Raw genomic sequence first — 19,792 nt, 5'->3', positions numbered from 1 at the left:
GTCAGCCGTTGATCTCCGGATGGACGCGCTCCGGGCGGTGCGCGCCGGGCGTGCGCTGCCGCGGGAGCCCGGCCGGTGCGTCGGCCGGCTCCTCCGGCGCGTCGCCGGGCGGTGCGGCCCAGGTCCGCGGGTTGCCGGTCGGCTGCTCGGCGGCCGGCCCGGGCTGCGGGGTGATCACCAGGGCGGCGCCGCCGAGACCGATGCCCGCGTAGCGCACCGGATCGGCGAGCCGCAGCACCAGCGCGTGCGCCAGCCCGATCGCCAGGCAGCCGGCCAGCGCGCCGAGCACCACGCTCACCCACGGCGAGCCGGCGCGGACCGCCAGCAGCGCGGCGAGGTCGCGGCCGGCCAGGTAGAGCAGCACGCCAAGGGACACAATGGACAGAACGGGCGCGAAGAACCGGGTACCGACACCTTCCCGGGCCGGGACGCGGTTCAGGTGCAACAGCGCCGCCACCGCGGTGAGCAGCAGCAACACCAGGATCGCCAGGCCGCCGCCGACCACCAGAGCGCGGGCGGTCCGGGCCGAGGCCGTCGCCCCGGCCAGGTAGGCGCCGGTCAGGGCGGCCCCCGCGACGAGCGACTGGGTCAGGGCGGCGGCGCGCGGCGCGCCGGTCCGCGGCGAGACATTTCCCAGTACGCCGGGGAGCACCCGTTCCCGGCCGAGTGCGTACAGGTACCGGGCGAGCGCGTGGTGCACCGCCAGGATGGCCGCGAGCAGGCCGGTGACCAGCATCAGCCGGGCGAGCGTGACGGCCCAGGGGGCGAGCCGCTCGCCGGCCAGGGCGAACAGCAACTCGGGTCCGCGGGCGGCGGCCCGCCCGGCCACCCCGGCCGGGCCGGCCGCGACGATCAGGCTCCAGGTGACACCGGCCAGCAGCAGGGCGAGCAGCAGGACCGCGCCGCGGGCGGCCCGGCCGGCGGTGCGGCGCGGATCGCGGGTCTCCTCGGCGTACGTCGCCGCGGTCTCGAAGCCGACGAAGGCCAGCACCGCGACGGCGAGCAGCAGGCCGAGCAGCGAGCGGTCCAGCCGCGCCGGGTCAGTGATCAGGTAGGTGCCGGTCCGGATCGGGGCACCACCCGCCGGGCGGAGCACGCCGGCCGCGGCTAGACCGGCCAGCACCGCCGTCTCCGCGACGGTGAGCAGGGCGATCACGCCGGCCGCGAACTCCACGCGCAGCAGGCCGCCGAGGGTGACCAGCAACCAGCCGGCGCCGGCCACCAGCCACCACGGGGCGGTCACCCCGAACCAGCTGTGCAGCAGCGGCGCGGCGGCCTGGCCGAGCAGGGCGTATAGACCGAATTGGATCGCGTGGTACCCGGCCAGCGCGAGCCAGGCGCCGACCAGCGCGGCGGGGCGACCCAGACCGCGGGCGAGTTGCGGATAGGTGGCTCCGGCGTGCGGGGTACGGCGGATCATGGCGGCGTAGGGCGTACCGAAAAGGAGCAGGACGACCGCGACGGCGACCACCGACAGTGCCGCGAGCGGCCCGGCACCGGCGGCCAGGACCGGCGGGCTCACGGTGACCACGGTGACCACGGTGGCGATCGGCGCGGCGGCGGCAACGCCGAAGAGGGCGGCGGAGACCGCGCCGATCCGGCCACGGGCGAGCCCGGACGGTGCCGGATGGGGAGGTTCCTGAGCGGTGCCCACGGACTCCATTCAGCCCACCGAACCGAAATTTGACAACCATACGTGACGGCACACTGACCGCTCGTGACCAGATTGGCACACCGCCGGCCGGGCTCCGGAACACGCCCCCGGGTTGCAATTCCTCAACTGCGGTGCGCCCGCGCCGACTGCAACGACGTGCTCGCCACCCAGCAGCTGACGGAGTTCCTCGCCGTCGTCGCAGATCGGCCCGATGAGGCCGCCGCCCAGCATGCCGCCGTCGAATGCGCGGCTCGCGCGCTCGGCGCCGACCTCGCCGTGCTGACTGTCGACGGAGGTGTGGTCGCGGCGGTCGGACTGTCCGCCGAACGGATCCCGGCCGGCGCCCTGACCGAGATCGCCGCCGGTCGGCGCGCCGACCTGGAGGTCGACGGCCGCCGCTACGCGGTCACCCTGGCCCACCTCGGTGGCGTCGTCCCCGGCGTGCTGGTGCTCGGCCGCCGGACGCCGTTCACCGTCGAGGAGGTGTGCCTGCTCCGCGGCATGGCCCGGGTCCTCGAACTGAGCCTGCAGGCGCTGCACCTGATCGAGATGGAGCGCCGGCAGGCCGCCGAGAACGACCGCCTGATCACCTCGTTGCAGCGCCGGCAGCGGCTCTTCGACGAGCTCGGCTCGGTGCAGCGGGCGATCGCCCGGCGCGAGCCGCTGCGCCGGGTCCTGGACCAGATCACCGCGAGCGCGGCCGAGCTGCTGGACGTGGAGATGGCCGGGCTGACCGTGCTGGACCTCGACGACCCGGCCCGGACCAGCCTGATCGCCAGCCGCGGCGTCCCGGACGAGGCGGTACCACGGCTGCAGGCGGTGCCGGTCGCCGCGCTGGGTGTCGCCGGGCTCGCGATCATGGGCGACGAGCTGGTCGCCGTGGACGACTACGCGAACTCGCCGATCGCGGTGCCGGAGATCGTCCGGGCCCGGCTGAAGAGCGTGATGGCGGTGCCGGTGCACGAGGACGGCACCGTTGTCGGGGCCCTGTTCGTCGGCTCCTACCAGGAAATCCGCGCGTGGGACCGGGCCTCGCAGGAGATCCTGCAGGCGTTCGCCGAGCACGTCAGCCTGGCCATCACCGACGCGCGCACGCTGCGCGAGATGAACCACGCGTTCCACGACTCGCTGACCGGGCTGGCCAACCGCTCGCTGTTCCGCACCCGTACCGAGAACGCGCTGGCCACCACCGGGGCCGGTGGGGTGGCCACGCTGCTGGTCGACCTGGACCGGTTCAAGGTGGTGAACGACTCGCTCGGGCACGCGACCGGTGACCGGTTGCTGGCCGCGGTGGCCGACCGGCTGCGCGAGTGCCTGCGCGCCGGGGACACGGCGGCCCGGCTGGGCGGCGACGAGTTCGCGGTGCTGCTGCCCGTGGTGACCGAGCCGGCGGCGGTCCAGGTGGCCCGGCGGATCGTGCACGCGCTGCGGGAGCCGTTCGACCTGGACGGGCGGGAGGTGTTCGCCTCCTGCAGCGTCGGGGTGGCGTACGCCGAGTCCGGCCTGGTGGACGCGGAGGACCTGCTGGTCCGCGCGGACCTGGCGATGTCCGAGGCGAAGAAGCAGGGCAAGGACCAGCTCGCGGTCTTCGAGCCGGCCATGCGCGAGTCGTTCCAGCGGCACCTGGAACTGGAGGCGGACCTGCGCCGGGCGGTGCTGCGGCACGAGTTCGAGCTGCGGTTCCAGCCGATCGTACGGCTGCGCACCGAGGAGATCTCCGGGCTGGAGGCGCTGGTTCGCTGGCAGCATCCGGAGCGCGGGATGATCCCGCCACTGGAGTTCATCCCGCTCGCCGAGGAGACCGGGCTGATCGTGCCGATCGGCGAGTGGGTGCTTCGCGAGGCGTGCCGGCAGGCGGCCCGGTGGAACGCGCAGCGGGACGGGCAGGCGCCGCTGACCGTCAGCGTGAACCTCTCCGCGGTCCAGCTGGAGCGGGCCGACCTGCCACAACTGGTCGCGGCGGCGCTGGCCGAGAGCGGCCTGCCGGCCCGCTGCCTGATCATCGAGTTGACCGAGTCGCTGCTGGTGGACCACCGGCCGGAGACGTTGCGCCGGCTGGAGGAGATCAAGGCGCTCGGGGTACGGCTGGCCATCGACGACTTCGGGACCGGGTACTCGTCGCTGGCGTACCTGCGGAACTTCCCGGTGGACATCATCAAGATCGACAAGTCGTTCGTCGACGACATCGGCGATCTGCCGGCCGCTGCCGCGCTGACCCTGGGCATCATCCAGCTCGGTCAGGCGTTGCAGCTGTCCACGGTGGCGGAGGGGATCGAGGACGCCGGGCAGCTGAGCGAGCTGGCCGGCGGGAACTGCGAGCTGGGGCAGGGCTACTACTTCGCCGAGCCGTTGACCGCCACGGCGATGGACGACCTGCTCTTCCCTCGCCAGGAGTGACCTCACCTGGGTGAATTCGTCTTCGTCGCAGGCCTGCTTCAGGTGCGGTTCGCCTCGGCGTCACGTTGATCCCGCACGGTTGACGGATGGATGTTCTGCTGACCGTCGTGGTGCCGGTCTACGCGGTCGAGGATTTCCTCCTGGCCTGCCTCGACTCCATCCGGGCCGGTCTGACGCCGGAGGAGAACGCGTCGGTCGAGGTGATCGCCGTCGACGACGCCTCACCGGACGGCTGCGGCGCGATGCTGGACGCCTACGCGGCCCGGCACGGCGGCCTGCGGGTGCTGCACCTGTCCAGCAACGTCGGTCTCGGGCTGGCCCGCAACGCCGGCCTGGCCGAGGCCACCGGGCGCTACGTCTGGTTCGTCGACAGCGACGACCGGCTGCCACCGGGCTCGGTGCGCGCCGTGCTGGACCGGCTCCGCGCGTCAGCGCCGGACGTGCTGCTCGTCGACCACCTGCGCGAGCACGAGGACGGGCGGCTGGAACCCGACGCCAGCTCCCCGGTGCTGGCCGGCCCGGCCACCCTGGACCGGCTGCTCGGCCTGCAGCACACCGCGTGGAACCGGATCACGCGGCGGGGCCTGCTCACCGAGCACGAGCTGCGCTTCCCCGCCGGGTGGTACGAGGACGTCCCGTTCAGCAACCCGGTGCTGGTCGCCGCCGAGCGCGTCGAGGTGCTGAACCGGGTCTGCTATCACTACCGGGTCGGCCGGCCGGGGTCGATCACCGCGACCCGCAGCGAGCGGCATTTCGAGGCCTTCGAGCAGTACGACGAGCTGCACGAGCGGCTCGATCGGCTGGGGGCCGCGCCCGGCGTACGGGCCCGGGTGTTCACCCTGATGATCAATCACCTGCTGGTGGTGGCCGGCAACGACTCCCGGATGCACCCGAGCTGCCGCCGCCGCTTCTTCCGGGGCATCGTCAGGCAGTACCGCCGGCACCTGCCCGCCGGGCACCGCCCACCGGCCGGCGCCGCGGGACTGAAACACCGGCTGGTCGCCGCGAACAGCTACGCGCTGTACTCGGCGCTGCGGGCCGGCTATCGGCTGGCCGGTTCCCGGAAGCGGTCCACCGAACCGACACCTGCGGTTTCCCCGGACCTCTCCTCAACTCCACGACCGGTCCAAACCACCTCCCTACGTTGACCGCGTGCTTCGACCCGCCACCGATTCCGACCGCGACCAGGTCCTGAGCTGGCGCAACCACCCGGCGGTACGCGCCGTCAGCCTCACCACCCACGAGATCCAGCCGGCCGAACACGCGGCCTGGTGGGCGAGCCACGGCGGCGACGTCCTGATCTACGAGGAGGACGGCGTACCGGCCGGGGTGGTCATCTTCAACGGCAGCACCTGGTCGTTCTACCTCGACGTCGAGGGGCTCGGCCGGCGCCTGCTGCCGGCCTGGATGCGGCTGGAGCAGGAGGCCGTCGAGTACGCCTTCGGCACCCTCGGCCTGGAGACCCTCGGCGGCGAGACGCTCGAGGAGAACAAGCAGGTGCTCGCCCTGCACCGGCGCTTCGGCTTCCGCGAGACGCGCAGATACGAACGGCTGGTCGACGGGGTCCCGAAGACGGTCGTCTGGACAGAGAGAGCGAAATGAGTCGAACGAAGCCCTACATCGTCGCGGAGATGTCGGGGAACCACAACGGTTCCCTGGACCGGGCGTTGCAGCTGGTGGACGCCGCCGCGGACGCGGGCGCGGACGCCATCAAGATCCAGACGTACACCGCTGACACCCTCACCGTGGACGTCAGACATCCGCGGTTCCAGCTCTCCGCGGGTCATGAGCTGTGGGGCGGGGAGTACCTCTACGACCTCTACACCCGCGCGCACACCCCGTGGGACTGGCACGCGCCGATCTTCGAGCGCGCCCGGGAGCGGGGCATCGAGGCGTTCTCCAGCCCGTTCGACCCGACAGCCGTCGAGCTGCTGGAGAAACTGGACGCGCCGCGCTACAAGATCGCCTCGTCGGAGATCACCGACCTGCCGCTGATCCGGCTCTGCGCCTCGACCGGCAAGCCGATCATCATCTCCACCGGCATGGCGACGCTCCGGGAGATCACCGCGGCGGTCGACGCCGCGCGGGGCGCCGGCGCCACCGACATCACCGTGCTCAGCTGCACCGCGTCCTACCCCGCTCCGCCGGAGTCGACGAACCTGCGGCGCATCCCGGTGCTGGCCGAGGCGCTGCGACTGCCGATCGGCCTGAGCGACCACACGCTGGGCATCGGCGTGCCGATCGCGGCCGTCGCGCTCGGCGCCGTGCTGATCGAGAAGCACGTCACGCTGGACCGGGCCGACGGCGGCGTGGACTCGGCGTTCTCCCTCGACCCGGGCGAGCTCGCCGCGCTCGTGGTGGAATCGGAGCGGGCCTGGCAGGCGCTGGGCACCACAGCCATCGGCCCGACCGAGGCGGAGAAGGAGGGCCTGCGGTTCCGCCGCTCGCTCTACGTGGTGACCGACGTCAAGGCCGGCGAGCCGGTGACCGAGGCGAACGTCCGCTCCATCCGGCCCACCGGCGGCCTCGAGCCGGACGCGATCGGCCAGGTGCTCGGTCGCGTCTTCCGCACCGACGCCGCCAAGGGAACTCCACTGACCTGGGACCTGATCTGACGTGCAGCTGAAAGCGAACAAGCAGGAGTGGAAGCACTTCCTCAACGCGGCCGAGGTGTTCTGGCAGAAGAACCTGCCACCGGCCACCGATGACGGGGTGATCCTGGTGGAGGCGTTCCACCAGGACATCCGGGTCACGCTGCGCAACCTGGCGGTGGCCAACGCGATCCGCCGGGTGCGGCCGGCCCGGCTGGTGATCTTCACGGGGGTCGAGGAGGCCTGGGCGAAGACGCTGTGGCAGGGCTTCGACGTGTCGCTGGTGCGGGAGTTCGGCACGGCGTACGGCGCCTCCGAGGTGATCGACGTCTGGGACATCGTCCGCGCGTCGGACGCCAAGCCGGCCTTCGACGTCATGGACAACATCAAGGCGACCGACGCCCGGCTGGCCAAGCTGCCCCGGATGCGGGAGAACCCGCCGGCCGAGCGGGTCCGCTACGGCAACGCGCTGGCCGCGTACTACGCGGACGTCTTCCAGCAGCGGAACGTGGTCGCGCTGGTGACCAGCCACGTCGACTACGACCAGTGGGGTCTGGCGGTGGACGTGGCGCGGCGGGCCGGCGTCCCGGTGATCCACACCCAGCAGACCGGCTGCCTCAAGGCGTACGCGCTCTTCCCCGAGCACGACACGCACACCGAGACGTTCCGCGGTGAGCTGACCCGGCAGATCGGCGAGATCTTCGAGACCCGGGTCTGGCCGCGCCGGGCGGAACTGCGCCCGACCACCGAGCTGATCGCCTGGCGGGCCAAGGTCAACCTGGGCCGGCCAAGCTGGTGGCGGGGTGGCACCAACGCCTCGGTCGACCTGAACAATCCGGCCGAGCGGGCCCTGCTGCGCAGCCACGCCGCTGCCCGGTTCGGGTTCGACCCGGACAAGCCGATCATCGCGGTCTTCAACCACGCCGTGTCGGACGCGCTGGGCACCAACCGGGAGCTGTTCCCCAGCCTCTCCGAGTGGTTCACCGACACCGCGAACTGGGCGGCCTCCCGGACCGACGCGCAGTGGATGTTCCTGGACCACCCGAGCCAGCGGCTCTACGACTCGACCGGCTTCTTCGACGAGCTGGCAAAGCAGCACAAGAAGTCCCGGCACATGATCTTCCAGCCGAGCGCCACGCTCAGCAAGAACGCGCTGTGGAGCCTGACCGACCTGGGCGTCACGGTGCGCGGCAGCGTGAGCAACGAGCTGCCCGCCTACGGCATTCCGGTGGTGCAGGCCGGCTGGTCGGAGTGGAGTTCGTGCGGGCTGTCCACGGTGGTCGACTCGACCGACTCGTACTTCAAGACGCTCGACGAGAGCATCAACGCGATCAAGGACGGCGTCCCGCTGGTCACCGAGGAGCAGGTGCAACGGGCCCGGCTCTGGCTGTGGCTCTACCGCAGCGGCTCGGACGTGGTCACCCCGCAGGTGCCGCAGTGGGAGGTCTGGGGACCGAACATCCTGCTCAAGTCGATGCGGGCGACGTTCCGGCACATCGAGAGCGACGCCGACCCGCTGTTCGAGACGGTGGCGCGGATGTGGACCCGGCGCGAGCCGCTGCTCACCCGGACCGACCTCGCCGCGGCCCCGGCCGGCCAGTCCCTCGCGCCGGCCGGTCTCTCATGAGGGTCGGCTCGTACTTCCGCACCGACTTCGACGAGCCGTCGGTGGCCGCGTCGCTCCCGTTGAACCTGACCAGCGGGGCCAGCCCGTCGATCCTGATCCTGGACCAGATGATCCGGGGCACCGGCATCGTCAGCCGGGCCACCGGCGAGTTCGGCGCGGTCGCGATCAAGGTGAACGGCACCGGCGGACCGGTCCGGGTCACCGTCTCGATCGGCCTGGACGAGATGGCCACCCGCTGGTGGTCCGACCGGGTACGGCCGTCCCGGCTCGCACCCGAGCTGCCCCGGCTGGTCCTGGTCCGAGTGCAGGGCCGGATCCGCGGCGCTGTGGTGCTGGCCCGGCGCCAGGGCTGGCGCAGCGCCGCGCCGGCCACCGCCACCCTCGGCTTCGACCTGGCCGCCGGCGAGCTGGCCGAGGACGGCATGCTGATCGTGGAGCTGGCCGAGGCGCGGCACCCGGAGTGGGCGGCGGCGCGGCTCAGCCCGCGGTCGGCGATCGGCCTGCGGCTCAACAGCGTCGTGGTGCGGGAAGCCGACCAGCCGGAACCGGTCAGCGGCCCGCCCGGGCACAGCGGCTGCGACTTCGCTGTCGTGCAGCCGGGCGGTGCGCTCGGCTACCGGCTGGAATCGGCCGGGGTGGCGGCCGCCCCGCCGCTGCCGGTCAGCCCGGGCAACCGGTGGACCCGGCAGAAACCGGCCCGCGCCGTGTTCAAACTGACCCGGGCGGCCCGGCGGGTGGCGGTGCGGGCCCTCCCGCAGCGGCCCGGCGAGCTGAGCGGGGTGCTGGCCACCGACCTGGTCACCGGCGAGCCGGTGCCGGTCGAGGTGTCCCGCGGCGCCGACGGGGTGGCCACGTTGCGGTTCGCCGAGCCGGCGCCGAATCCGGTGCTGCTCGGCTCGGCGCAGGCACAGCCGACGCTGTCCTGGCGCCTCAAGCCGGTCCCGGCCCCGGCGTCCGCGCCTGTCGGCTGATGCCGGTCCCGGCCACCCTCCCGGCGCCCTCTTCTCCGGCCTGACACTCGCGGCCCCTCCCGGCACCTGAGCGGAGCACCATGATCCTCGGTGATGACCCGGTGGCGAACCACCGGAACCTGCAGGACCTGCTGGACACCCAGCCGCCCGGCAAGCTGGAGCTGCCGCCCGGCAACCACCGGCTGGCCGAGGGGCTGCGGGTGCCCGGCGGCTGGACGGTGCGCGGTGCCTCGGCCGAGAACACCTGGCTGATCTCCGAGTCCCGGACCGGGCATCCGGTGCTGCACGTGCTCGGCTCCGAGGTCGCGATCAGCGACCTCGGGCTCCGGCCGGCCCCGTCCGACCCGGGTGAGCACGGCGGCGACCGGGGCACCGGCCTCACCGTCGGCGAGTACCTCTACCCGGGCGAACCGCAGTGGATCAGTGCGGTCGAGGTGCACCGGGTACACGTCGACCACGGCCCGCTGCGCACCGCGAACGCGATCGGCGTGATGGGCGCGGTGCGCGACGTCGTCCTGCACGACGTGCTGGTCACCGGCGGGTACACCGGGGTCGCTGTGCACTGGGGCGCGGCCGGCGCCGACGTGTCGTCGATCGTCGGCCCCACCTACCACCCGCACCGGCTGACCGTTTCCGACCTGCGGGTCCGGGACGCGACCGAGGGGTTCTACCTCAGCTCGGTGCACGACGTACGGGTGACCGGCGCCTGCCTGCACGACGTGGAGATGGGCTTCCGGCTGCTACCCGGCGACAACACCAACCGCTTCGTGTCGTCGTCGGAGGACGTCGGCGCCCGCATCGTGGTGAGCGACGTGTGCGTGCGCTGGTCCGGCCCCCGGTACGCGGTCCGGATCGCCGGGTGGGGCCGCAGCGAGGTGGACGGCGTGGTCACCGTGCTCGCCTACCGCGACTGCGAGGTCCGCGACTGCCGGATCGCCGGCGCCGGATCCGGCGACAGCTGGTCCCCGGTTCTCGTCGAGCAGGCCCCCGGCGTGGCCCTCCGCGAGCTCACTGTCACCACCGGCAACACCTGCATCCACTCGTAGCGCGGCCGGTCCAGATCACCTCGCCGGCCGGCCCGGAATGCGACGCTGCGGAGCCGCGAGACTACGTCAAGAAAGCGTGCCGGGCCGGATTACCACCGTGCAAGATCGTCGCCTACAGTGGACGTTGAAACCGCTGAGGCACAGGTCAACGGGCATTTACAACGCCTGTTTCAGGTCGTTTCATGCGATCGGTGGATCTGCCCCGAAGCGCCCGGAACCGGCCGGGGAGGACGCCGCCACGTCCCCCCGGCCGCCCGCGCGATACCGTGCCCGTGATGGATCTCGACGTTGATCGCCGGGCGCTGGCCGCCGTCTCGGCCGGCGGCGTGCTCGGCGCGCTGGCCCGCTACGCCATCGGCGCGGCCTGGCCACACACCTCGAGCGAGTTCCCCTGGTCCACCTGGCTGATCAACGTCTCCGGCTGTTTCCTGATCGGCGTCCTGTTCACCCTGCTCGCCCATTTCCGCCCGGGGCACCGCCTGACCCGGCTCTTCCTCGGCACCGGCCTGCTCGGCGGTTACACCACGTTCTCCACCGCCGAGGTCGAGGTCCAGCACGCCACCCCCGCGATCGGGCTCGGCTATCTGGCCGCCACGATCACCGGCGCCCTCCTCGCCGTCTGGGCCGGCAGCACCCTCGCCGCACTCGGCACCCGCCCGCGGCACGAGGCCCCGGTCGACGCCCGATGACGCGGGCCCGGCGGGAGACGTGAGATGACACTGCTGCTGGTCGCGCTCGGCGCGGCGATCGGGGCGCCGCTGCGCTACCTGACCGATCGCTACGTCCAGGCCCGCTACGGCACCGGTTTCCCGTGGGGCACCCTCGCCGTCAACGCGGTCGGCTCGCTGGTCCTCGGGTTCCTGCTCGGCCAGCCACTCTCCCCGGGACTGACCGCGCTCCTCGGCACCGGTTTCTGCGGCGCGCTCACCACCTATTCCACGTTCTCCTGGGAGACGCTCACCTTCGCCCGCCGCGGCGAACAGGCCACCGCCGTCGCCTATGTGCTGGTCAGCCTCCTCACCGGCCTCGGCGCCGCAAGCCTCGGCGCCATCACAGCCCAGGCGCTCTGACCGCTCCCCCACAAAATCCACCCCATTTCCGGTACGCGTGAAGCGCGCCCGCCCAGCCCAGAAGCGCCGCCCTCAAGCCCGGCCCCCGCTGAACCGAAGAAGCGCCGTCCCCGCCGTACCCCCAGCGCCGCACCCGCCGGACCCCTAGAAGCGCCGCCCCCGCCGTACCCCAGACGCGAAGCGGTCCGGATGCGCGGCGCACCCGGACCGTTTCGGCGGATCTCAGCCCACCGGCATCAGCCGGCGCTCCTCGTCACGCGGCTCGACGACCGGCGCCGGCGGCTCGTGAGCGATCTCCGGCAGCCAGCGCAGCCCTCTCGGGAGCCACCAGTTCGCCTTGCCGAGCAGGGCCATCACGGCCGGCAGCAGCACCGCGCGGACCAGCGTGGCGTCCAGCAGCACCGCGGCCGCCAGCCCCACCCCGAGTTCCTTCGTCGAGGTCAGCGGCAGCGTCGCGAAGAGCGCGAACACCGCCATCATCACCACCGCGGCGCTGGTGATCACGCCGGCCGTGCGGCCGATGCCCTCGCTGACCGCCTGCCGGGTCGGCAGTCCCCGGTCGTGCCCCTCGCGGATCCGGCTCAGCACGAACACGTGGTAGTCCATCGAGAGTCCGAAAAGAATCACGAAGAGGAAGAGCGGGATCCAGTTGATGATGCCGTCCGAGGGCAGGAAGCCGAGTTGCTCGTCGAAGTGCCCGTACTGGAAGACGAAGACCAGCATGCCGTAGGCGGCGGCGACGGAGAGCAGGTTGAGCACCACCCCGGTGATCGCCACGGTCACCGATCGGAACGACACCAGCAGCAGGATGAAGGCGAGCCCGAGCACGAACCCGAACACCCAGGGCAGGCTCTTCTGCATCTGGTGGTTGAAGTCGGCGTTGCCCGCGGCGGCCCCGGTCACCAGCGCTGTCGCACCGGGCAGGTGGCCGAACGAGGCCGGCACGACGTCGCCGCGCAGCAGCTTCAGCGCGTCCGTCGACGCCTTGTTCTCCCCGTTGCCGGCCAGGCCGACCGAGACGATGGCGACAGTGCCGGCCGGGTTGACCTCGACGTCGACCGGCTCGACCAGCTTGCCGCCACTGCGCCCGACCGCCGTCTTGAAGTCGGCGAGGGCCTGGTCGAACTGCTTGCCCTTGACGACCGGCGCCCGCACCACCACCTGCGCCGGCGAGGTCTTGCTCGGGAACGCCTCGCTGACCGCCTGGTACGCCTGCACCACCGGCGCCTTCGGCGAGACGTCCAGGATGTTCTGCCCGCGGGTACGCATGTCCAGCACCGGAGCGGCCAGCAGGCCGAGCAGGCCCACCGCGACCAGCGTGGAGATCAGCGGCCGGGCCAGCACGAGCCGCAGCAGCCCGGTCCAGAAGCGGCCGTCGCTGCGCCGGCGGTAGAGACCCGGGATCTTGATGGCGTCGACCCGGTCGCCGAGCGCCGAGAGCAGGGCCGGCAGCACGGTGAGCGAGCCGAGCACCGCCGTCGCGACCACCAGGATGGTGCCCAACCCGAAGCTGACGAACGTGGTGTCGTGGGTGAGGAACATGCCGGCCATCGCCACGATCACGGTGAGACCGGAGATCCAGATCGACCGCCCGGAGGTCTGCGCGGCGATCATCAGGGCCCGGTCCGGATCGGCGCCGGCCCGGCGCTCATCGCGTTCCCGGCGGATGTAGAAGAGGCAGTAGTCGACGCCGACGGCGAGCCCGACCAGCAGCATCACGTGCGTCGTGGCGTCCACCGTGTGCGCGAACCGGCTACCGGCCGCCATCAGCCCGATCGCCGCGATCACCGCGGTCACCGCCAGGCCGACCGGCAGCAGCGCGGCCACCACCGCGCCGAACGCCACCAGCAGGATGCCGAGCGTGACCGGGATGGAGAGCATGGAGAGCCGGGACAGGCCCGCGTCCAACTCGTCACCGATCAGCTTGTCGCCGCTGGCGTCCCCCGCCTCGGCGACATAGAGCTCCGGGTGGGCGGCCTGCACCTCGGCCACCGCGTCCAGGGCGGGGCCGACCCGCTCCTTCGCCGTCTCCGGGTCGCCCTTGACGCTGAACGCCACCAGCGTCGACCGGCCGTCGGGTGACTGGATGGCCTCCTGCACGTCGGTGACGTCGGCAAGCGTCTTCAGCGTCCGGGTCACCTCGGTGGTGACAGCGGCCCGGTCGGTGCCGGCCCGGTTCTGGATCAGCACCATCTCGCCGGCCGGCCGCACCGGGAACCCGGCCGCCTCAACGATCTTGTCGGCCCGGCCGGAGTCGCCGTTGCCCTGCTCGGCCGAGGTCGCCTCACGGGTGCCGAACTGGGCGCTGAGCACCACTGTCGCGGCCACGAAGGCGATCCAGCCGAGTATCGCGAGCACCCGGTGCCGGGCGCTCCAGATCGCGGCGCGCGCCGCGATCCCTTTCACTTTCCCCCTGGTCTCCATGGCGAGAACGCTATGGATCACAGACATCACCGACGATCCGGCGAGCCCCCGACTTGGGGTAGGGCTAACCCTACGTCTGCAGGTAGGCCAGCACGGCCAGCACCCGCCGGTGCTGCTCCTCGTCCTGGTGCAGGTCGAGCTTGGTGAAGATGTTGCGGACGTGCTTCTCCACCGCGCCGTCGGTGACCACCATCTTGCGGGCGATAGCGGCATTCGACATGCCCTCGGCCATCAGCCCGAGCACCTCGCGCTCGCGCGGGGTGAGGGTGCGCAGCGGATCGTCGCGGCGGCGCCGGACCAGCAGCTGGCCGACCACCTCGGGGTCGAGCACGGTGCCGCCCCCGGCCACCCGGCGCAGCCCGTCGAGGAAGTCGGCGACCAGCGCGACCCGGTCCTTGAGCAGGTAACCGACCCCGCCACGGCGGTCGGCCAGCAGGTCGTCGGCGTAGGACACCTCGACGTACTGCGAGAGGACCAGGATCGGGGTGCCGGGCACCTCGGCGCGGGCCGCCACGGCGGCCCGCAACCCCTCGTCGGTGTGCGACGGAGGCATCCGGACATCCACTATGGAGACGTCCGGACGGTGCTCCCGGATCGCCGCGACGAGGGACGGCCCGTCACCGACGGCCGCGACCACGGTGTGCCCGTTCTCCTCGACGAGCCGGACCAGTCCCTCGCGCAACAGCACGGCGTCATCGGCAATCACCACCCGCATGCCGCCATGCTGTCAGATCGCTCAGCCCTGCGCGGGCCGCTCGTGCTGGGCGGGAGTGATGACGCTGGTCTCACCGGCGCCGAACGCCTGCGACGAGGCGCCGGTCGGCTTCCAGCTGCTGTGCTTCGGCATCGGCGGGACCTTCTTGCCGTAGAGCCACTTGGTCAGGAACGAGTTCAGGTTCTGCCCGGAGACCTTCGAGGCCAGCTTGATGAAGTCCTGGGTGGAGGGCGACTTGCCGCGGTACTTGCTCACCCAGGTGCGCTCCAGTTTCTGGAACTTCTTGTCGCCGATCTTCTGCTGCAGGGCGTACAGGACGAGCGCGCCGCCGGAGTACACGTTCGGGTTGAACACGTCCCAGACCGACTTCGAGCTCTTCGGGCGGGCCACCGGGCCGTACTGGGCACGCCACTGGTTGGCCAGCTGGTAGACCGCCTTGAAGTACGCGTCCCGGCTGCTGAACCCGGTGTACTTCTTGAAGGTCTTGGTGTCCGCCGCGTAGAGCAGCTCGTACCAGGTCGCGTGGCCCTCGTTCTGCCACACGTCGCTCCACGACTTCGGGGCCACGCTGTCGCCGAACCACTGGTGCGCCAGCTCGTGCGTCATGACCGGGTTACGCGTGTAGGCCGGGTAGTTGAAGATGCCGGTGTCGTACAGGGAAAGGGTCTGGGTCTCCAGCGCGAAGCCGAGGTCGGCGTCGATGACCAGCGACCCGTAGTTCTCGAACGGGTACTTGCCGACCTTCTTCGTCATCCAGGCGATCTGCGAGCGCTCGACCTTGGCCTTGTCCAGCAGGCTGGCGGCCAGGCGCCGGGGCACCACGTCGCGGACCGGCACGCCGCCGACCGCCGCGCGGTTCTTCACCACGAAGTCGCCGGCCACGACCTGGACCAGCTCGCTGGCCATCGGCTTGGACTCGCGGTAGGTCGACGAGACGTAGCCGGCCTTCCTGGTGTCCCGGACATGCTTGCCGTTGGCCACGCCGATCCAGCCCTGCGGGGTGGTCAGCGTGATGGTGTAGGTCGCCTTGTCCCGGGGGTGGTCGTTGCTCGGGAACAGCTCGTGCGAGGTGTTCGGCTGACCGGCCAGCACGGTGCCGTCGGCGGTGGAGACGAAGCCCTCCGGCTCCAGGGCGCTGGCCGAGGTCGGGGTGGCGGTGAAGCCGCCGACGTAGACCTTGAAGGTCTTGCCCTTCGGCAGGTAGTGGGCCGGGGTGATGACCAGCTCGTCGCCGGAGCGGCGGAAGCCGGCGGCCTTCCCGTTCACCCAGACGTTGGCGACGCTCTGGCCGCCAAAGTCGAGGTCGAACCGGGAGAGGTTCTGGGTGGCCTTCGCGGTGATCACCACGTTGCCGGTGACGGCCTGGGTGGGGTTCTTGGCCGGGTACTTCAGGGTCAGGTTGTAGTTCTGGACGTCGTACCCGCCGTTGCCGAGCAGGGGGTACAGACGGTCACCGAGGCCGGCGGAACCCGGGGTGCCCGCGGCGGCGAGGGCGGGAGACGCGCTCCCGGCGACAGCGACGAGCACGGCAGTGCCCGCGGCGAGCGCCGCGGACAGGCCATTGACGATCTTACGCATGCTCGCGACGATACGGCCCCGTCGCAACCCCACGCATCATCTATATGGGCAGGGCCGCCGTCAGCCGGGTGCCGTCGCCCTCGGGACTCTCCACGGCCAGCACCCCGCCGGCCGCCTTGACCCGGTCGTCCAGGCCGGCCAGGCCGTGTCCCTTGGCCAGGCTGGCCCCGCCGACGCCGTCGTCGGCGACGGTGACGAGCAGGCCGGTGGCGAGCCGCTCCACGCTGACCCGCACCTCGCTGGCGTGGCTGTGCTTGGCGACGTTGGTCAGCGCCTCGGCCACCACGAAGTACGCCGTCGACTCCACCGCCGGGTCCAGCCGCTCGGCCACCGGGGCGTCCAGGTCCACCGGGACGGTGCAGCGGCCGGCCAGGGCGGTCAGCGCGGCCCGCAGCCCGCGGTCGACAAGGATCGGCGGGGCGATCCCCCGGGACAGCGCGCGCAGCTCGTCAAGGGTCTCCCTGGTCTGGGCGAGCGCCTCGGCGACGGTGGCCCGGGCCGCCTCGGGGTCGTTGGCGAACTGCTGCTCGGCCCGCCCCAGGTCCATGGCCAGCCGGACCAGCCGCTGCTGCGGGCCGTCGTGGATGTCGCGCTCCAGCTTGCGCAGCGCCGTCGCCTCGGCCGAGACCGCGGCGGCCTTCTGCTCCTGCGCCACGTCCCGGGCCGCGTTCGCCTCGGCCACCTGCCGGCGCAGCTCGTTGACCCCGTTCAGCATGCCCCTGGCGAACTGCGCCTCGAGCAGCGCGGATCCGCGCACCACCGGGAACAGGGTGAGGGCGAAGAACAGGCCGATCCCCAGGTTGAAGACGATCCGCACGGTGGCGGTGTCCGGGAAGCCGAGCAGCTCGGGCAGCTCCATGTTGTCCGGCGGGTGCGGCAGCGCCCAGTCGTAGAGCGGGTAGGTGAGGCCGGCCAGCGCGACCACCCACCAGGTGAAGACGAAGCAGAAGGCGATGGTGCTCGGGATGAACCGGAAGATGCCGTGCGCCAGGTCCAGCCAGGACTGGCCGTCGGCGATCGGGGCGAACACCTTGGCCACCCGGCCCTTGGTGCGTGCGGTGCGGTAGATCGGGGGCGTGATCCGGCGGCGCAGCACCGACGCCACCCGGCGCCGCTCGATGTGCGCGAAACCGCGGGCCATCAGGAGCGTCGCGGCCAGCCACGGCACCCCGATCCAGATGATCGCGGTGCCCACGCCGACCGCGAACCCGGCCAGGCAGAGCACGATGGTGAGCAGCCCGATCGGGAAGCCGAGCAGCACGAACTGCGTGTCGATGCCCAGCTGACGCAGGTAGCGCCGGGCCGGGGCGATGGGGTAGGTGGCCGGGGCTCCGGCGTACGTCGTCTCCATGTCCTCGACGCTAGGCACCGGAGCCCTCCCATCCGATCCTGCGGGCCGCCCGATCGACGGTAGGGTTAACCCGACCCCCGGCCCAGTTCATAGATGGTCACCGTACCGAGCCGGAGGCGCTGCGTGGCGACAGCGGACAGCTCCGGCGCCACCGCACCGGCCCGGCTGTCGGCGAACAACCAGCGTACGCCGTACTCGTCACGCAGCCGGGCGACGACCGCCGGGTCACCGGTGGTGAACGCCCGCTGGTTCAGCTCGAACAACGCCCTGTCCGGCGCCGGCTGGTAGTAGTAGATCCGGTTGCCCACCCCGTTCACCGCCACCGCCTGGTCGCTGTAACCCCAGCTCTCCACCAGGGTGCGCCGCCCGCCCAGCCCGGCCACCCAGAAGGCCCGCGCGTCGCAGAGCGTGGTGGCGTTCATCGGCCGGCAGTGCACGTTGGTGGCCACCAGGTCGTCGCGGCCGGCGTTCCGGTCCAGCCATTGCGCCGCCCGCATCTCCAGCGCGGTGAGCTGGTACTTCGGCTCACCCTTGGGTGCCGCGGTGACGGTCATCGCGGCGACGTTCTGCGCGGTGTAGGAGGCCACCCCGGCGCCCAGCGTCGCGGCGACCAGCGCCACCGGCAGCGCCCGCCGGGCCCGGCCCCGCCAGACGGCCACCAGCACCACGATCACCACCGCGGTGATCGCGGCGAGCCGGAGCAGCGGCACGGCCATCGTCCAGGCCCAGTGGCCGATGGTCGGGTGGGCCGGCGGATCGACGCGGGGCAGCAGCACCGCGCAGAGGGCGCCGGCCACCGCCCCGGCCACCGGGACGCGCCAGGAGCGCACCCGGTCGGCCAGCGACCAGGCGGCCAGCACCGCGCCGAACGGGATGACGCCGGCGTAGAAGTAGACCTGGCTCGCCGTCGGATGCCAGAACACCCAGGTCGCGCCGAGGCCGGCGAGCAGGACTCCGGCGATCAGCGCGAACGCCGGGTCACCGGTCCCCCGCGTGCGGGGCGGCACCACCAGCCCGATCAGGCGGGGTGCCTGCAGCAGCAGGGCCCAGATCACCACCCAGGCGACGAACAGCCGGCCGGTGGTGCCCGCCGCCTCGACACCGGGCGGTACGAAGCCACCCCACCGCGGGCCGTCGTCGACGCCCAGCGTCTCCGTGTACGGCGCCAGCCAGCGCAGCGTGCCCAGCGCCTGTGGCTGCAGCACGCTCGCCCCGCCGCCGGCGAAGAACCTCGCACCGAAGAGCATGCCGAACACGGTCACCGCGAACAGTCCGGCGGCCGCCCACGGCACCTTCCGCCGCTGCCCCAGGGACACCACTCCGGTCAGCGCTAGCCCGGCCGCGAGCGGCGGCAGCACGCTCGCCTTGGACCCGGCCCCGGCCACCGCGAGCAACGGCAGGAACGCCCAGCCCCAGCCGAGCGGCCGGCCGCGCAGCCGGTCCACGGCGAGCACCGCGAACAGGGCGATCAGCGGCATGGCGATGTCCTGCGACGGGCTGAGCAGGGTCACCGGGCCGCCGCTGTTGAAGGTGGCGGCCGCCGAGCCGAACGACACCGCCTGCCCGGCGAACCCGGCCACCGCCGCGACCGGCGCGGCCCACCAGCGGCCGCTGAGCACCCGGGCCAGGGTGGCGAAGGCGAACACGCCGGCCACCGTGATCGCCAGCAGCCACAGCCGGAACAGCAGGGTGGTCGGCGCGATCCCGGTGACCATGCTGGCGGTGGCCAGGTCCGCGTCGGAGAGGTAGTGGTAGCGGAGTTCGTACCCGGCCAGCTGCGGCACCTGGAACGGCATCGAGCGGGTCATCTCGTGCACGAGCGCCAGGTGGTAGTAGAGATCCTTGTAGTACTCGAACCGAACCGGCGGCAGCGGGAAGTTCTGGAAGACGGTGGCCAGCCAGAGGATCACCAGCAGCAGCACGGCCGCCATCGCCCAGTGCCAGCCGACCGGCAGCGGGTCGCCGGCGCCGCGCCGCCAGCTCCGCCGCAGCCGGGGCACCAGCAGGAACGGCAGCACCACCAGGACCGGCCAGCCGATCAGCAGCGACTGCTGGCCGAGCGCGGCGCCGAGGGCCCAGCCGGCGAGCATGACCACCAGGCCGGTGGCGGTGCCCAGGGTCAGGTCCTCCGGCCAGTTGCCACGGCTGCCGAAGAGGACCCGGAAGACCAGAGTTCCCGGTACGACGATCGCCAGCAGGAAGTACCCGCCGTAGAGCGCGATGTCCCGGGCCGGTGTGCCGGTGCCGAGCAGTGCCCAGAGCGCCGCCACCGCCGGCACGATCCAGGGCAGCAGCGAGCGCCACTCGCCGGCCTCGCGGGACGCCGGCTCCGTGGCCGTGCGGGCCACCAGGGTAGTTGTCATCGCTC

Annotated in this window: 15 protein-coding genes; 9 read left to right on the top strand and 6 right to left on the bottom strand. The window is 72.2% G+C overall.

The window, feature by feature from the left end:
- Position 1: 1 nt before the first annotated feature.
- A complete protein-coding gene (locus tag Actob_RS01970) occupies positions 2-1,663 on the bottom strand; it encodes an APC family permease (protein WP_284918233.1) in 1,662 nt (553 codons plus the stop codon).
- A gap of 54 nt (positions 1,664-1,717) precedes the next feature.
- On the opposite strand from Actob_RS01970, the gene Actob_RS01965 reads away from it, so the two are divergent.
- From Actob_RS01965 to crcB, 9 genes are all read left to right on the top strand, one after another.
- Entirely contained in the window at positions 1,718-4,051 is a 2,334-nt protein-coding gene (locus Actob_RS01965; RefSeq protein WP_284918232.1) for a putative bifunctional diguanylate cyclase/phosphodiesterase, read from the top strand.
- A gap of 86 nt (positions 4,052-4,137) precedes the next feature.
- The gene (locus tag Actob_RS01960; RefSeq protein ID WP_284918231.1) at positions 4,138-5,199 is read left to right on the top strand and encodes a glycosyltransferase; all 1,062 of its coding nucleotides are present in this window, start codon (positions 4,138-4,140) and stop codon (positions 5,197-5,199) included.
- A 4-nt stretch (positions 5,200-5,203) separates the two neighbouring features.
- A complete protein-coding gene (locus Actob_RS01955; RefSeq protein WP_284918228.1) occupies positions 5,204-5,653 on the top strand; it encodes a GNAT family N-acetyltransferase in 450 nt (149 codons plus the stop codon).
- Positions 5,650-6,666 carry a pseudaminic acid synthase gene (gene pseI, locus Actob_RS01950; RefSeq protein WP_284918227.1) on the top strand — a complete coding sequence of 339 codons (1,017 nt, stop codon included), beginning with the start codon at positions 5,650-5,652 and terminating at the stop codon, positions 6,664-6,666. Before Actob_RS01955 ends, pseI begins: the two co-directional genes overlap by 4 nt.
- 1 nt (position 6,667) lies before the next feature.
- Positions 6,668-8,269, top strand: a complete 1,602-nt coding sequence (locus tag Actob_RS01945; protein WP_284918226.1) for a hypothetical protein — start codon at positions 6,668-6,670, stop codon at positions 8,267-8,269.
- The gene (locus tag Actob_RS01940) at positions 8,266-9,240 is read left to right on the top strand and encodes a hypothetical protein (RefSeq protein ID WP_284918225.1); all 975 of its coding nucleotides are present in this window, start codon (positions 8,266-8,268) and stop codon (positions 9,238-9,240) included. Before Actob_RS01945 ends, Actob_RS01940 begins: the two co-directional genes overlap by 4 nt.
- An 80-nt stretch (positions 9,241-9,320) precedes the next feature.
- The gene (locus Actob_RS01935; RefSeq protein WP_284918224.1) at positions 9,321-10,286 is read left to right on the top strand and encodes a right-handed parallel beta-helix repeat-containing protein; all 966 of its coding nucleotides are present in this window, start codon (positions 9,321-9,323) and stop codon (positions 10,284-10,286) included.
- A gap of 275 nt (positions 10,287-10,561) precedes the next feature.
- The gene (locus Actob_RS01930) at positions 10,562-10,975 is read left to right on the top strand and encodes a fluoride efflux transporter FluC (RefSeq protein WP_284918223.1); all 414 of its coding nucleotides are present in this window, start codon (positions 10,562-10,564) and stop codon (positions 10,973-10,975) included.
- A gap of 24 nt (positions 10,976-10,999) precedes the next feature.
- Positions 11,000-11,356 carry a fluoride efflux transporter CrcB gene (gene crcB, locus Actob_RS01925; RefSeq protein WP_284918222.1) on the top strand — a complete coding sequence of 119 codons (357 nt, stop codon included), beginning with the start codon at positions 11,000-11,002 and terminating at the stop codon, positions 11,354-11,356.
- Positions 11,357-11,578: 222 nt separating this feature from the next.
- Here crcB and Actob_RS01920 read toward each other — a convergent pair whose 3' ends face one another.
- The 5 genes from Actob_RS01920 to Actob_RS01900 all read right to left on the bottom strand — a co-directional run bounded on the left by Actob_RS01920 (position 11,579) and on the right by Actob_RS01900 (position 19,787).
- The gene (locus Actob_RS01920) at positions 11,579-13,780 is read right to left on the bottom strand and encodes an MMPL family transporter (protein ID WP_284918220.1); all 2,202 of its coding nucleotides are present in this window, start codon (positions 13,778-13,780) and stop codon (positions 11,579-11,581) included.
- Positions 13,781-13,850: 70 nt separating this feature from the next.
- Entirely contained in the window at positions 13,851-14,495 is a 645-nt protein-coding gene (locus Actob_RS01915; RefSeq protein WP_284918218.1) for a response regulator, read from the bottom strand.
- A gap of 21 nt (positions 14,496-14,516) precedes the next feature.
- Positions 14,517-16,073 (bottom strand): M1 family metallopeptidase, encoded by a 1,557-nt coding sequence (locus tag Actob_RS01910; RefSeq protein WP_284918217.1) that lies wholly within the window; start codon positions 16,071-16,073, stop codon positions 14,517-14,519.
- A 40-nt stretch (positions 16,074-16,113) separates the two neighbouring features.
- Complete coding sequence (locus tag Actob_RS01905) at positions 16,114-17,424, bottom strand: sensor histidine kinase (protein WP_284922210.1); 1,311 nt, start codon at positions 17,422-17,424, stop codon at positions 16,114-16,116.
- A 65-nt stretch (positions 17,425-17,489) separates the two neighbouring features.
- Positions 17,490-19,787 carry a hypothetical protein gene (locus Actob_RS01900; protein ID WP_284918215.1) on the bottom strand — a complete coding sequence of 766 codons (2,298 nt, stop codon included), beginning with the start codon at positions 19,785-19,787 and terminating at the stop codon, positions 17,490-17,492.
- Positions 19,788-19,792 lie beyond the last annotated feature (5 nt).

This window comes from Actinoplanes oblitus (assembly GCF_030252345.1).
Lineage (GTDB): Bacteria > Actinomycetota > Actinomycetes > Mycobacteriales > Micromonosporaceae > Actinoplanes > Actinoplanes oblitus.
Note: the sequence above shows the minus strand (reverse complement) of the source record. Positions and strands in the feature narration are given on the sequence as shown.